The sequence below is a fragment of the Legionella fallonii LLAP-10 genome (assembly GCF_000953135.1).
Classification (GTDB): domain Bacteria; phylum Pseudomonadota; class Gammaproteobacteria; order Legionellales; family Legionellaceae; genus Legionella; species Legionella fallonii.
The window spans coordinates 3,112,501-3,127,254 of the sequence record NZ_LN614827.1 but is presented as its reverse complement, the minus strand read 5'-3'; the positions used below and the strand labels follow the sequence as shown (position 1 = coordinate 3,127,254).

Here is a 14,754-nt window from a genome sequence, read left to right as displayed (position 1 = left end):
AGTTGTGTTAAATCAATAAGATATGAGTCAGTTGTAATTTCTCTCTAGCCTATGTAGTCTTTAGATTTTTCTATTCTCAAATAATGCAATTTATGCCTCAAACCATAGTGTTTCCTGAACTGCTGTCGTCAAAATCTTGGTTTATTGAAAAACATTTAGCATCAGTTCAGCACTCATTAAAGAATAGTGCTGAAAAATTATTACTGATCAGCGACTATGCATGTCGTCAGGTTAGTTTGTTGATTTCTTTATTGGCCAACGATCCTTGTGATGCTTTATTACCTAGGAACGATTATTTTAGTGCGCTAAACAATGTGAAAACAGACTTGCCGCAAGCAGTTTATATGCGTGAATTACGTCATTTTCGCCATTCTCATTTTTTACGATTGTTATTATTGGAAATAGCCGGTAGAGCTAATACTGAAGAGGTCATGTATTCGTGGTCAGATTGTGCTGATGCGTTGATATTACATGCTTTAGACTATTGTTGCCGTTCTGTTTCTGTTCGATATGGATCAGCTAAAGATGAAAAAGGACAAAAGGTCCAATTATATACTCTCGCCATGGGGAAATTAGGAGGAAGGGAGTTAAATTATTCTTCAGATATTGATCTTATTTTCGCTTATGATGCCGCGGGCCATACGGATGGTGCTGAGCAGATTAGTAATCAACAGTATTTTAGCAAAGTAGTGCAGTTATTAGCACAGGTATTACAAAATATAACAGCAGATGGATTTGTGTTTCGCGTCGATTTAAGATTGCGCCCTAATGGGGAGAGTGGGCCTCTTGTTTCTAGCTTAGCTGCTATGGAAACCTATTATCAGGAGCAGGGGCGTGACTGGGAACGCTATGCTATGGTTAAGGCGCGAATTATTTCTGAATCTAGAGATAAGAGTCATTCTTGGTTTGATCGTTTGATTACTCCCTTTGTTTATAGGCGTTACGTTGATTTTAGTGTGATAGAATCTTTGCGCAGTATGAAAGCAATGATAGAACGCGAAGTGCAATTAAATCCACGTCTTAATGACATTAAACGTGGGCAAGGTGGTATTAGAGAAGTAGAATTTATTATTCAGAATTTTCAATTAATTCGTGGTGGACGATTGCCGCAATTACAACAGCAAAATGCACTATCAGCTCTTGCTGTTTTAAAGCAAGAGCAATTGTTACCACGCAGCGATGCTTTAAAGCAGGCTTATCTTTTTTTGCGTAAGCTGGAAAACGTATTACAAAGCTTAAACGATCAGCAAACCCATTCATTACCAGAAGATGAATTAAAACAGGCACAAGTTATCTTGGCGCTCGGTTATACTCAATGGGACGGTTTTTTAGTCAAATTACACCAATATCAGCGTATTATCAGTCATTCTTTTCATTTAGTGCTAGGCAAAGTAGAGGCTTATGAAGATGAAAAACGATTATTAGCGAATCAATTATCCAGCTTATGGCAAGGACATGTTGAAGACAGTATGGCAATTAATTTGTTGGCTAGTTTAGGGTATAAAAATTCCAGTCATTGTTACCAAATGTTGCATGCTTTTAGACACAGTCCTCGTTGCAGACGGTTGTCACAAGGAGCTCGAATGCGACTGGATCGTTTTATGGTATTACTGCTTACAGAGTTAACTCACTTTGCTGAAACAGATGGTGTTTTATTACATGTCATGCACTTACTCGAGAATATTGTGGGGCGTAGCGCTTACCTGGCGTTATTAACTGAAAATCCTCATGCCTTAAAAGAGTTGCTATTCTGGTTTGCTAATAGTTCTTTTATTACTAGCTTATTAGTGGCTCAACCCTTTTTATTGGAGGTGCTATTAGATCAAGAAAAAAATTGGAAGCCTCTTTCACGACAGCAATTAGAGCAAATATTAGCAGAAAAATTATCTCATGCGTCTGACTTGGAGTTGCAAGAAGAAATTCTTAGGCAGTTTAAATTAACTAATTGGTTGATGGCCGCGCGTGCGGAGCTTTATGGCTTGTGTCATTCAGTTCGTATTGGTCAGTTTTTGTCTGACGTAGCTCAGATCATAGTCTCTCAGGTATTAGATATGGCCAGTAAACAATTATCTGCGCGTCATCCTGAAATGATTGAAATCATATCTCGTTTTGCCATTATTGCTTATGGAACTTTTGGTAGTCGAGAGATGAATTACGCATCTGATTTAGATTTAGTATTTTTGTATAATGCTGAGCCCTCACAAGAAGCCTTAGTTACTCGTTTAACGCAGAAAATACTGCATATGTTAACTACACGTTCCCAAGCTGGTGTCTTATATTCAGTCGATACACGTTTACGGCCTTCTGGTGCTGCAGGGTTATTAGTCAGCCATGTTGATGCCTTTGTTGAATACCAAAAGAACCACGCATGGACATGGGAGCATCAAGCATTGCTAAAAGCACGTATTATTATCGGGGATCCTCGCATAAAGCAAAAATTTTTACATCTGAAAAAATCAGTATTGGCTCTATCAAGAGAGAGGATGGTATTACAGCAAGAAGTACTGATGATGCGAGCGAAAATAGATTTACATCAAGAGGCTGAACCAATAAAGCATGCTCGTGGTGGGTTATTAGATCTAGAGTTTTTAATTCAATTTCTGGTGCTTAATTTGCAAAATCCCAATTTAGCTCGCTACACCCATACGCTAAGTCAGTTGCAACAATTATTTTTAGCTCATGTTATCGAGAAAGAGCAATTCACTATTTTGAAGAGGGCTTATAGTTATTATCATTATTTATTACATCAGAAAATATTACAGCCTAATCCGGGTACTGATATAGCTGCAACTCAAGAGAAAGTAGCAAGCGTCTGTGATGCTTTGTATGAGGTAGAGAATTAGGCAGCAAATTGCTCGACTTTATAAATAAGGCGAAAGAGCAATAGAGCGGATCCTATGCGAGTGATTTTTCGGATAGGAGCTACGGCGAAGATATTTTGTCGTGCTATTGGTAGCTCGACATTTACCCCTCAGTTAGCCTGTGTGGCCTTAATGCACTCACATCAAGGCCACACAGGCTAAAAATTCGTCTTACGTCTATTTTTTTAAGGTACTACACTCCAAGAAGCTTTTTTCTATATCTTCTTCCATTTCAATACTTGTTAAATTGGCATATTGCTTGTGTTTTATCTCTAATTTCATCCATTCCTGCATTGCTCCCTTATCCAATGTTCCGTATATTTCTTGTAATTTTTTTAGCTCTAACAAACGTGCAACTTCTTTTTTATTTGAACTCATTGCATATACTCCAAACAAATTGGATGGTTAATATAATACACAATAATTTCAACCAAGTGAAAATAACTTTTTTTTTTCAATTTTTTTACAACAAGCGTTGCTCGCGTCAAGGATAAGTTTTCTATGAGCATTGCATTATTAGACTGCCGCTCGCCACAGCGATCTTGGAAAGAAATCTATTGTATTCATGCATAACGGAGTTGTAAGAGGGAAAGGGCTTTTGAGTAAAATTCGCTCATTGCATCGTATTACCGATAAACGATTCGAATCCACAGCTGTATTTTCCACTGCAGTTGCCAGTGAAGTCGTGGCCATCACTTACCTGTTTAGTTCGGTATTCACTGGCACACAACGGATCACAGATGAAAAATTTTATGATGATTACTCGTTAATTGCTAGCATCGGGGCGAGAAGCCGTGAAGGAAATGTATTAACAGTAACCGATCAGCTTGCTCCCTAATCACGCCGGTGCATGAGGATTCGACCACCATACCGGAGAAGCAATTCACCGAGGCAGTCGAGTTTCGCAAGGAGATGCCATAAATGCAGTTAACATGTATGGCCTTGAGCGGAGGATTTATCTTTAGTGCAAGACCTTTCGTGATGTCTTCTAATTTCCACATCTTTTCATATAATTATTCCTTGATTAGTTTTTAGCCTGGGCATCGCTAGCGGAACCCAGGATCAGGATTGCACTTATTAGGCATATAAAGAATTTCTAATGACGTGTTTATCCGGATTTTTGGTGCCACATCTTTCCTGGGTTACGCTAGCGCTGTACCCAGGTTACAATTCATATCTGAAATTGACGTTAAAATAAGAAGTAAACCTGTCGACAAACATACCCAACAAGAGGTATAATCCGTACATTTTTTTTACAGATAGAAGTTTATGAATCATCGAGTCGGATTTGTTAGTCTAGGTTGCCCTAAAGCTTTAGTAGATTCTGAAAGAATCATTACTCAACTGCGTGCCCAAGGTTATGAGTTAGTTTCCAGTTACCAAGATGCTGGGGTAGTAGTAATTAATACCTGCGGTTTTATAGATAGTGCGGTTAAAGAATCTTTAGACACCATTAAAGAAGCTATGGCAGAAAACGGTCGAGTTATAGTAACGGGTTGTTTGGGCGCCAAAGCAGACATTATTAAAGAGGCATGCCCTGATGTATTGCATATCAGTGGCGCGCATGCCTATGAAGAGGTGGTAAATGCCGTTCATCAGCATCTACCGCCACCAACAGATCCCTTTGCTCAACTTATTCCTCCTCAAGGAATAAAATTAACTCCACGCCATTATGCTTATTTAAAAATCTCTGAAGGGTGTAATCAAAAATGTACCTTCTGCATCATTCCTACGATGCGTGGTAAATTACAAAGCTATCCTATGGCTCAAGTTCTTACCGAAGCTAAAAAATTGAAAGAGGCGGGCGTTAATGAATTATTGGTTATTTCTCAAGATACTAGCGCCTATGGAGTAGATACTCGTTATCAGGAAATCAATTGGCAAGGAAAAAAGGTTAATACGCGTTTTTACGATTTATGTGAACAACTAGGCGAGTTAGGTATTTGGGTTCGTCTCCATTATGTTTATCCTTATCCTCATGTTGACGAGATCATACCTCTAATGCGCGATGGTTTAATTCTCCCCTATTTGGATATTCCTTTACAGCATGCTAATTCACGCGTTTTAAAAGCAATGAAAAGACCTGCTAGCAGCGAAAACACTTTGCTACGCATTGCTTCTTGGAGAGAGGTTTGCCCTGACATTACTCTGCGCTCTACGTTTATCGTTGGCTTCCCAGGAGAAACTGAAGAAGAATTCGAAGAGTTATTAGACTTTATAGAAGAGGCCCAATTAGATAGAGTAGGTTGTTTCAAGTATTCTCCTGTTGAAGGTGCAAAAGCCAATGATTTGGCCTCTCCTGTGCCAGAAGAGATTAAAGAGGAACGCTATCACCGTTTTATGCAGCTACAAGCTGAAATTAGTCGCAACAAGTTAGAAAGCAAAATTGGTAGCAAACAAACAGTACTGATTGATGAAATAACGCAAGATAATGTTATCGCGCGCAGTAAAGGCGATGCTCCTGAAATCGATGGGCTAGTCTATTTGCCACCTACTCCTGGAATCAGTGTCGGTTCTTTGGTTGACGTGACTATTACTGATAGTGATGATTACGATTTATATGCTGAAGTGTAACCTCGCCAACTTAAGAGCTTGTGTAGCCCGGTTGCTTGTAATTGTATCTTGCACTCAAATCTGACTCTTCTCCAAGATTCTTTATTTGTGACTAAGATACAGTTGCTTGCAACAGGGATCTTCAGATGGCGACATCATACGCTGTGCAAGAGGTCTATTATTCCACCTGCTTTAAGACACTTAAAAATTTCTTAGCATCAACTTCACCAACCAATTTTAAACGATTCAGTTCTTTGCCATGTGAGTCAAAAAATAGAAAGGTTGGTGGAGCAATGATTTTGAAATGATTCATTATGGCTTTATTATTCGCGTTATTGTCAGTCACATCAATTTTGATGACGTTAAAATGGCTGAGCGCTTTTTTCACTGAGGTGTTTTTAAGCGTTGTAGCCTCCATTATTTTACACGAAGCGCACCAGTCAGCATAAAAATCGAGCATAACCGGAGTATCCTTTGCTTCAGCTATAGCCTGCTCAATGCTCTCAATGGTTTGCTTTTGGGTAATTCTAACAGGAATGCTAGTATTACTTTCCGCATGAACAGACGTTAGTGGTTGTAGCGGATTAGTAGAACCCATACTGACGCCTATGAGAATTAATAATCCATAACCCAATAAAATAATGCCAATACCTTGCATGAATTTATCTTGATTGGTTATCGAATGAGTTAATGCGCCAGCATAAATGCCTGAAAAGATAAGCAAACATGCCCATAAGGCCATAGTAATTTCTGCGGGTAGAATGCGCGCCATCAGATAAATAGCTATCGCAAGCAGTAATATGCCAAAGAATGCTTTGACTGCATTCATCCAACTCCCTGTTTCAGGCAGCCACTTACCAGCTGAAGTACCGATGAGTAACAGCGGTGTTCCCATTCCTAAACTTAAGACAAATAAAGTAATACTTCCTAAAAGAATATTTTGGGTTTGTGCAATATAGGTCAATACGCCGATGAGCGGGGCTGTGACGCAAGGAGATAGTATGAGTGTAGACAAACAACCCATAATAGCGGCACCAATATAGTGCCCTCCTCGTTGTGTTCGACTGGAACCTGCTATCTTTGATTGCCAAGAATTAGGTAACTTAAACTCATAAAAACCAAACATCGATAAGGCCAGTAGGATAAAAATCAAACTGAAAATGCTAATGACCCACGGGGATTGCATACTGATTTGTAAGTTAGCACCAAGCAAAGCAGCTACCGCACCAAATATGGCATAAGTAATTGACATGCTTAACACATAACTTAACGAGAGAAAAAAAGCTTTGCGTGTAGTCACCGTTTTACCGTGACCGACAATGATGCCTGATAAAACAGGAACCATAGGTAAGATACAAGGGGTAAATGCGAGCAACAAGCCAAATCCAAAAAAGATAAGGAGAATCATAGCCCAGCCATGAGTAGTAAAGATTTGCGAAATTTCATCGCCTTGTTCTTTAGGTGCGGGTTCTTCTTTTGCTATGTTCTTTTCTAAAGTAACTTCTGATAGAGCTAAGTCATTGTCTATGGATAATTTGATTTGTTTGACTTCTGGCGGATAACAAAATCCATCATCAGAGCATCCTTGAAAATAAAGATTAAGCAGCGCTTCACCAGGTTTAACTCCTAAAACACCTACTGGAACAGAAAGTTGGTTACGGTATACTTCATAAGCGTGACCTTGTTTATCTGTCTTTTTTAGGCTTTGAGGAAAACGCAAAGTCCCTAAATGAATAGTGCTATCCGACTGAGGAACTAATTTAATACGATCACTATACAAAAAATAATCTGGTTTTACATGCCAATCAATGACAAATGTATTAGGGTCTACTTTTTTGACCTCGACTTGAAATACTTCGGCGGCAGGAAGTGGGTTTGCATGAGTAATTGCAGTAGTAAAATAAATTAGAGAGAATAACAACCATTTCTTCATTCTTGGCCTTGATACAGTAAATATTTAGTTTAATTGTAGTGCTAGTAGAGGCTGTTGACAATTAGACCTCTTTTCTTACCCTATTATGACGGGTAGTAGCTTGGTCTATTCGTGTGTACATTTCAAGATCACAAATAACAGCAAACTAAAATATTTTTTGTTTGCACCCTTGAAAGTTACCTTCTCGTCCCCATATGTAGCTCATTGGTATTGTTTACCTCCTTGTAGGCAATACACATATGATTCAGAGTTTAATTAATCAGGAGATAAAAGTATGAAAATTCGTCCTTTACACGATCGCGTTGTTGTTCGTCGTATGGAAGAAGAGCGTACCACTGCTGGTGGTATTGTTATTCCAGATAGCGCCACTGAAAAGCCTATGCGTGGTGAAATTATTGCCGTTGGTGTTGGTAAAGCGCTAGATAATGGTGATGTTCGTGCTTTAGCAGTTAAAGTGGGTGATATCGTATTATTCGGTAAATACTCAGGTACTGAAGTTAAAATTGATGGTAAAGAATTAGTGATAATGCGTGAAGACGACATTATGGGTGTTATTGAGAAGTAATCTAAGTTTAAAGGAGATTAAAGATAATGGCTAAAGAATTACGTTTTGGTGACGATGCTCGCCTACAAATGCTTGCTGGTGTTAATGCATTAGCTGATGCAGTTCAAGTAACTATGGGACCACGTGGTCGTAATGTGGTATTAGAAAAGTCTTATGGTGCTCCTACAGTAACTAAAGACGGTGTGTCTGTTGCTAAAGAAATTGAATTCGAACAACGTTTCATGAACATGGGCGCTCAAATGGTTAAAGAAGTTGCTTCTAAAACTTCTGATACTGCTGGAGACGGTACAACTACTGCTACTGTATTAGCTCGTTCTATTCTTGTTGAAGGTAACAAAGCTGTTGCTGCTGGTATGAATCCAATGGATCTAAAACGCGGCATAGATAAAGCAGTTTTAGCTGTTACTAAAAAATTACAAGCAATGTCTAAGCCTTGTAAAGATACTAAAGCGATTGCGCAAGTAGGTACTATTTCTGCTAACTCTGACGAAGCAATTGGCTCTATTATTGCTGAAGCAATGGAAAAAGTAGGTAAAGAAGGCGTTATTACTGTTGAAGACGGCAATGGTTTAGAAAATGAACTATCTGTTGTTGAAGGTATGCAATTTGATCGCGGCTACATTTCTCCTTACTTCATCAACAACCAACAAAACATGAGCTGTGAACTAGAACATCCATTCGTTCTATTGGTTGACAAGAAAATTTCTAGCATTCGTGACATGTTGTCTGTTCTGGAAGGTGTTGCAAAATCAGGCCGTCCATTATTGATTATTGCAGAAGACGTTGAAGGCGAAGCTTTAGCAACTCTAGTTGTTAATAACATGCGTGGTATTGTCAAAGTATGTGCTGTTAAAGCGCCTGGCTTTGGTGATCGTCGTAAAGCAATGTTACAAGATATTGCTATTTTAACTGCTGGCCAAGTAATTTCTGAAGAAATTGGTAAGAGTTTAGAAGCGGCTACTTTAGAAGATTTAGGTACTGCTAAGCGTGTTGTTGTTACTAAAGAAAACACTACTATTATTGATGGTGAAGGTAAAGCTGCTGAGATCAATGCTCGTATTTCTCAAATTCGTGCTCAAATGGAAGAAACTACTTCTGATTACGATCGTGAAAAATTACAAGAGCGTGTTGCTAAATTAGCTGGCGGTGTTGCCGTAATTAAAGTGGGTGCTGCTACTGAAGTAGAAATGAAAGAGAAGAAAGCTCGTGTAGAAGACGCTCTTCATGCTACTCGTGCTGCAGTAGAAGAAGGTATCGTTGCTGGTGGTGGTGTTGCTCTGATTCGTGCTCAAAAAGCATTAGATTCAGTAAAAGGCGATAACGACGATCAAAACATGGGTATCAACATCCTACGTCGTGCTATCGAATCACCAATGCGTCAGATCGTAACTAACGCTGGTTATGAAGCTTCTGTTGTAGTCAACAAAGTATCTGAAAATAAAGATAACTATGGCTTCAATGCTGCAACTGGTGAGTACGGTGATATGGTTGATATGGGTATTTTAGATCCAACTAAAGTAACTCGTATGGCATTACAAAATGCTGCTTCTGTAGCTAGCTTAATGCTAACTACTGAGTGCATGGTTGCTGATTTGCCTAAGAAAGATGAAGGTGCTGGTGCTGGCGATATGGGCGGCATGGGCGGTATGGGTGGCATGGGCGGTATGATGTAATTTACGGCCTATTGTTATCCAATAAAAACCCGCCTTATGGCGGGTTTTTTTACAGTAAAAAATCAATCAAGATAAGTATTGTATAATGTTGCAAAGATTTTCTCTTGCTCCATTCTTAGTAATATTCTATTAATGCGGTTAATTAATCTTATATTTTTAGGTAGGGCCATAATAGCCAAGCCATTGCCAACTAGTATCATTTTATTGTTCAAAGGTTTAAATTGACCATTAGCATTTTGAGACCAGTATCTTACAGTTCCATGATAAAGGAATGCCGCTGATATCGTCTTATTACTTAAGTCATTGATTAAATCTTCAATATCATCGTATTTTTTTATTGTAAACTGACCTGGGTAATTATCTATTAAGTAATTATATAAAATACCTCCATTAAGACTGTCGTGAATAACGCCTATGGTGGTCCCACGTAAATCTTTTATTGAATGAAAAGGACTAGAGCTTGAAATGAGAAATTGTCCTCTTGTAATCATATAGGGGGTACTAAATATGTAATATAGACTATTTGTAAGCGATATAGGAATTCCGCCGATGGCAAGATCTATCTTATTGTCCGATAAGGCATCATACAGTTGGTTGATTCCCATAGGAATAATGGTGCATGACTCCTTAAGCTGCTTACATAAAAAACGTGATAAATCAATATCATAACCCGCTGATTGAGAGATAACAAACGGAGGTAAATAAATAAGAGTACCGATCTTTAGATGGGAATGGCTTGAAACAGAAAAGCAAAAACAAAACGCTATTAAGAAGAGCCTTATTTTCATTATGTTCAAATCCCTTTGAGAAGTACCATTTAATTAACACATTGACTTTACCTAAGTTTAGTTCGAAAATTTAAGGAAAACAAAATAGTCTTGTTTATTCTATTGCTAAGGATGGCCTGTGCTGAGTTTGCTGTTTCCTATCACTTTATTCTTGAGTGCCGTTCTTTTATTTAGTATCCAACCTATGGTCGCCAAAGCACTGTTACCGGTTTATGGGGGCACCCCGGCAGTGTGGATCGTATGCATGTTGTTTTTTCAACTTATTTTACTGCTTTCTTATGGATATGCTTGGCTCCTTAGTTTTTTTAAAAAAACCTATCTATGGCGCTCAATACACATAATCCTCGCCATTTCTAGTATCACCGCACTACCTCTTTTATTCCATTCAGTTAATGGTGACTTGCAACCGGAGTGGGGTATTTTATACAGCTTATTAGCACAAATAGGTTTACCTATATTGGTAATTGGAGCATCAGCTCCTTTATTGCAATTTGCCTACAGCCAAACTAAAGCAAAAAATGCGACGGATCCCTATTTTTTATATATAGCCAGCAATCTTGGTAGTTTATTGGCCCTGTTACTCTATCCTTGGGCGGTCGAACGATTTATTGGATTAAATTCTCAATTTTATTTCTGGAGTATAGGTTATTATATTTATTTAGGCCTATTGGCTGTAGTGTTATGCTTAGTTCATTATCAACCATTAATAATAACTAAGCATTCTGCAAGGCAATGGCCTTGGCGTGACATGATGTACTGGATTTATCTTGGTTTTGTTCCTTGTAGCTTGATGTTAGGTGTCACTTTATATATTACTACAGATGTTGCTGCTACTCCTTTGTTTTGGGTTTTGCCACTTGCGCTCTATTTATTTTCTTTCGTAATCACTTTTACTACCAAGCCAATAATTTCCCAAGCCTGGGTTATGCGCAATTACATGTTTTTTTTGATGTTCACTCTTCTTGGATTTATTTTGGGAACGAATCTGGTAAAGGCATGGCAATTGATTTTGCTTCATCTATCAAGTTTTTTTATTTTAATTCTTCTTTGTCATGGTCAATTATTTCAGAGTAGACCTAAACCACAACTGTTAACTTTATTCTATTTTTGTATGGCTCTAGGCGGGGTTCTGGCTGGTATTTTTAATGGAATTATTGCACCACATTGGTTCAATCAAGTTTATGAATATCCTGTAGCAATATTATTATGTTTACTCGTTGTGCCAACCACGCAGAGCAAGAAAGGGTGGTGGTTGCCTTTAGTGATATTAATTTTGGTCTTATTTTATTATTATATTCCTACCATTAAAGAGTTTTCTACTTTACCGTTTATAGGTGTCATTGCTTTAATATTAATCGTAACAGCACAACAAAGTAAACTCAGCTTATTCCTGTCCGTGTTTATTCTATTTGGATTAATCTTTCTGCCCATCTTTAATCAAAATCATATTTTGTTACAGGAACGCAATTTTTATGGTGTAAAGCAAGTGTTTGAAAAAAAGCCTGCCCATGTTTTGATAAGTCAATCTACATTGCATGGATTACAGTTCATGAGTGAAGCAAAGCCTATTAGTGGGTATAGAGCTTATTATGGTGCGACAATGGATGTAATTGAGGAGATGAAACGTGAGTTTAATACTTTACCTGTGACGCTTGTTGGGTTAGGTATAGGAACTATGTTATGCCAATTTCGTGAAACAGATCGAGTGACTGTGATTGAAATAGATCAGCAAATGATTGATATTGCAAAAAATCCGCAATTATTTACTTATTTACGCGATTGTCTTCCCCAGGTAAAAATCATTAAAAACGATGGTCGTTTGGCCCTAGAAAAAATAGCCGATTCCTCACAAAAAATATTAATTCTTGATGCATTTAATTCTGACGCGATTCCGGTACATTTAATCACTAAGGAAGCATTTAATTTATATAAGAAAAAAATTACTCCTGATGGAGTGATATTAGTTAATTTAAGTAACAGACATCTAAATATACTTCCTATAATGAATTCTGCCGGTCGTTTATTGAATATGCGCGTCTTTCATTTGATATCTCCAGACAATTTCGCGGTAGGGCAACTCCAGGCGGAGTGGGCTTTGTTGACAGCCAATAACACCCTAATCGATAAGCTAAAACAAACGAAATGGTGTCTTGTAGACGATAAGAAGCAGTTTTTATGGACAGATGACTATTCTAATATAATACCGTTGTTGAAGTGGTAATGAGGCAAGTTCTTTGGCTATTTCATAGGGGATTGAGGTAAGTGTCCATACGTAACGGCGCCAACTGAAGTTGTTGTAGTGTAGGTCGAGCCCTTGGCTCGACAAATAATTTACACTTCTGCCAAATTACCTTTAGTTTCTAACCAGACTTTTCTATCTCCAGCACGCTTTTTGTTAAGCATCATATCCATCACCGCTTCGGTACTTTCTTCATCATCTAAGGTTAATTGAACCAAACGACGCGTATTGGGATCCATAGTCGTTTCTCGCAACTGTATAGGGTTCATTTCTCCCAAACCTTTAAAGCGCTGTACGTTTACTTTAGCTTTGGATGTTTCCGTCAGATGCTTGATTATGCGATTTTTTTCATCATCATCAAGAGCATAATGCACTATTTTACCTGCATCAATTCTGTAGAGAGGGGGCATGGCGACAAATACATGTCCTGCCTTAACTAAGGGTTTAAAATGTTTTAAGAATAAGGCGCAAATTAGGGTGGCAATATGTGCTCCATCAGAGTCAGCATCAGCAAGGATACATAGTTTTCCATAGCGCAAGCCACCAAAGTCTTCGGAGCCTGGATCAACACCTATAGCTACAGAAATATCATGGATTTCTTGCGAGGCTAGTACTTGGGTGGAATCGACTTCCCAAGAATTAAGAATTTTTCCTCGTAGCGGTAAAATAGCTTGAAAATCTTTATTACGTGCTTGTTTGGCTGAGCCTCCAGCTGAATCACCTTCGACTAAAAATAATTCTGCTTGACCGAGATCGGTTTGCAAACAGTCAGCTAATTTTCCCGGAAGTGCGGGGCCTTGATTGACTCGTTTACGCGCGACTTGTTTGGCTTGTTTTAGCCTTTTTTGTGCCCGCTCAATTGCAATTGTCGCTATGGCCTCACCTTGATTGCGATGTTGATTTAGCCACAAAGCAAAGGCATCTTTGACGACATTACTAACAAAAGCAGCGGTTTGGCGTGAGCTTAATCGTTCTTTAGTTTGTCCGGCAAATTGAGGCTCTTTCATTTTGATGGACAAAACATACTGACAAGGCTCCCAAAGATCATCGGCAGTTAACTTAACTCCACGTGGTAATAAATTTCTAAACTCACAGAATTCAGCCATGGCATCGAATAAGCCAGCTCTTAATCCGTTAACGTGAGTTCCACCCTGGACCGTGGGAATTAAGTTGACATAACTTTCATTCAAGCTGCTATTCGGGGTTTCTGACCATGCCAACGCCCAATCAACAGCACCCTCATCATTGTTAAACTCTCCAGTAAAGGGCTCTTCTGGCATGTAGTTATCAGGTAGTGTTTGCGTTAAGTAATCGGTTAATCCATGTTCATAGCACCAATTAATTTCCTCGTTTGTTGCTTTATTAATAAAAGTCATGGACAGGCCAGTGCATAATACCGCCTTGGCTCGGAGTACATGAGTAAGGTGTTTCAAAGAGATTTTAGTGGTGTCAAAATATTTAGCATTAGGCCAGAAGCGAATGGTTGTTCCCGTTTCTTTCTTTTTAGTAACGCCGGTTTCATTGAGTTCACATAATTTATCGCCATTAGCAAAAGACATTTGATATACAATACCATTACGTTTGATAGTCACATCAAGTCGTTCTGATAAAGCATTAACTACAGAGACTCCCACACCATGTAGCCCTCCGGAAAAACTGTAGTTTTTATCAGAAAATTTACCGCCAGCATGCAAGCGAGTCATAATGACTTCAACTCCACTTAAACCTAATTGTGGATGTAAATCAACAGGCATACCACGACCATCATCCTCAACCTCAACAGAACCATCTTCATGGAGAGTTACCTTAATATGATTTGCAAAACCTGCAAGTACTTCATCGACACTATTATCTATAACTTCTTGAGCCAAATGATTAGGGCGTACGGTGTCGGTATACATACCAGGGCGTCGTTGAACTGGTTCAAGACCGTTTAAGACTTCAATCGCTTCTGCATTGTACATTTCTGACATGGCTATTCACTCAATGATAAATTAAATCTATTTTGTAACGGTTCACTTAATGTCGTCAACTTAAGGGATGTAATCCGAGATCGGAACCTGATTCGAGCCTTGATCTCGGATTATGCTTCGCTCCATCCAGGCTACAATGACAATACACAGGGCTAGCTCTTAAGCCAAC

At 38.6% G+C, this 14,754-nt stretch carries 10 protein-coding genes; 6 read left to right on the top strand and 4 right to left on the bottom strand.

The genetic code is table 11. The features are described from left to right. The first annotated feature begins 92 nt into the window (after positions 1-92). Positions 93-2,843 (top strand): bifunctional [glutamate--ammonia ligase]-adenylyl-L-tyrosine phosphorylase/[glutamate--ammonia-ligase] adenylyltransferase, encoded by a 2,751-nt coding sequence (gene glnE, locus LFA_RS12970; protein WP_084602178.1) that lies wholly within the window; start codon positions 93-95, stop codon positions 2,841-2,843. 195 nt (positions 2,844-3,038) lie between these two features. Here the strand turns inward: glnE and LFA_RS12965 are convergent, their stop codons facing one another. Then, on the bottom strand, positions 3,039-3,239 hold the full coding sequence (locus LFA_RS12965) for a hypothetical protein (protein WP_045096571.1): 201 nt from the start codon (positions 3,237-3,239) through the stop codon (positions 3,039-3,041). Positions 3,240-3,426: 187 nt separating this feature from the next. Between LFA_RS12965 and LFA_RS12960 the strand changes: the two genes are divergently transcribed. Further along, a complete protein-coding gene (locus LFA_RS12960) occupies positions 3,427-3,699 on the top strand; it encodes a hypothetical protein (protein ID WP_045096570.1) in 273 nt (90 codons plus the stop codon). Positions 3,700-4,130: 431 nt separating this feature from the next. Further along, positions 4,131-5,435, top strand: coding sequence for a 30S ribosomal protein S12 methylthiotransferase RimO (gene rimO, locus LFA_RS12955; RefSeq protein WP_045096569.1), 1,305 nt, complete (start codon positions 4,131-4,133; stop codon positions 5,433-5,435). A 157-nt stretch (positions 5,436-5,592) separates the two neighbouring features. On the opposite strand, the gene dsbD is transcribed toward rimO, so the two are convergent. Then, positions 5,593-7,347 (bottom strand): protein-disulfide reductase DsbD, encoded by a 1,755-nt coding sequence (gene dsbD / locus LFA_RS12950; protein WP_045096568.1) that lies wholly within the window; start codon positions 7,345-7,347, stop codon positions 5,593-5,595. A gap of 274 nt (positions 7,348-7,621) precedes the next feature. Here dsbD and groES point away from each other — a divergent pair, with 274 nt between their 5' ends. Both groES and groL read left to right on the top strand, forming a co-directional pair. Continuing rightward, positions 7,622-7,912, top strand: a complete 291-nt coding sequence (gene groES / locus LFA_RS12945) for a co-chaperone GroES (RefSeq protein ID WP_045096567.1) — start codon at positions 7,622-7,624, stop codon at positions 7,910-7,912. Between the two features lie 23 nt (positions 7,913-7,935). Then, positions 7,936-9,585: a chaperonin GroEL gene (gene groL / locus LFA_RS12940; RefSeq protein WP_197541219.1), complete on the top strand. Its 1,650-nt coding sequence runs from the start codon at positions 7,936-7,938 to the stop codon at positions 9,583-9,585. Between the two features lie 62 nt (positions 9,586-9,647). On the opposite strand, the gene LFA_RS12935 is transcribed toward groL, so the two are convergent. Continuing rightward, entirely contained in the window at positions 9,648-10,373 is a 726-nt protein-coding gene (locus LFA_RS12935; protein ID WP_045096565.1) for a transporter substrate-binding domain-containing protein, read from the bottom strand. Positions 10,374-10,491: 118 nt separating this feature from the next. On the opposite strand from LFA_RS12935, the gene LFA_RS12930 reads away from it, so the two are divergent. Then, positions 10,492-12,594, top strand: a complete 2,103-nt coding sequence (locus LFA_RS12930; protein ID WP_045096564.1) for a spermidine synthase — start codon at positions 10,492-10,494, stop codon at positions 12,592-12,594. 110 nt (positions 12,595-12,704) lie between these two features. Here LFA_RS12930 and parE read toward each other — a convergent pair whose 3' ends face one another. Next, positions 12,705-14,585 (bottom strand): DNA topoisomerase IV subunit B, encoded by a 1,881-nt coding sequence (parE, locus tag LFA_RS12925; RefSeq protein ID WP_045096563.1) that lies wholly within the window; start codon positions 14,583-14,585, stop codon positions 12,705-12,707. Positions 14,586-14,754 lie beyond the last annotated feature (169 nt).

Coding starts and splice junctions, on each gene's coding strand:
- groES (WP_045096567.1), top strand. CDS start 7,622: ATGAAAATTCGTCCTTTACACGATCGCGTTGTTGTTCGTCGTATGGAA.
- rimO (WP_045096569.1), top strand. CDS start 4,131: ATGAATCATCGAGTCGGATTTGTTAGTCTAGGTTGCCCTAAAGCTTTA.
- glnE (WP_084602178.1), top strand. CDS start 93: ATGCCTCAAACCATAGTGTTTCCTGAACTGCTGTCGTCAAAATCTTGG.
- LFA_RS12935 (WP_045096565.1), bottom strand. CDS start 10,373: ATGAAAATAAGGCTCTTCTTAATAGCGTTTTGTTTTTGCTTTTCTGTT.
- parE (WP_045096563.1), bottom strand. CDS start 14,585: ATGTCAGAAATGTACAATGCAGAAGCGATTGAAGTCTTAAACGGTCTT.
- dsbD (WP_045096568.1), bottom strand. CDS start 7,347: ATGAAGAAATGGTTGTTATTCTCTCTAATTTATTTTACTACTGCAATT.
- LFA_RS12965 (WP_045096571.1), bottom strand. CDS start 3,239: ATGAGTTCAAATAAAAAAGAAGTTGCACGTTTGTTAGAGCTAAAAAAA.
- LFA_RS12960 (WP_045096570.1), top strand. CDS start 3,427: ATGCATAACGGAGTTGTAAGAGGGAAAGGGCTTTTGAGTAAAATTCGC.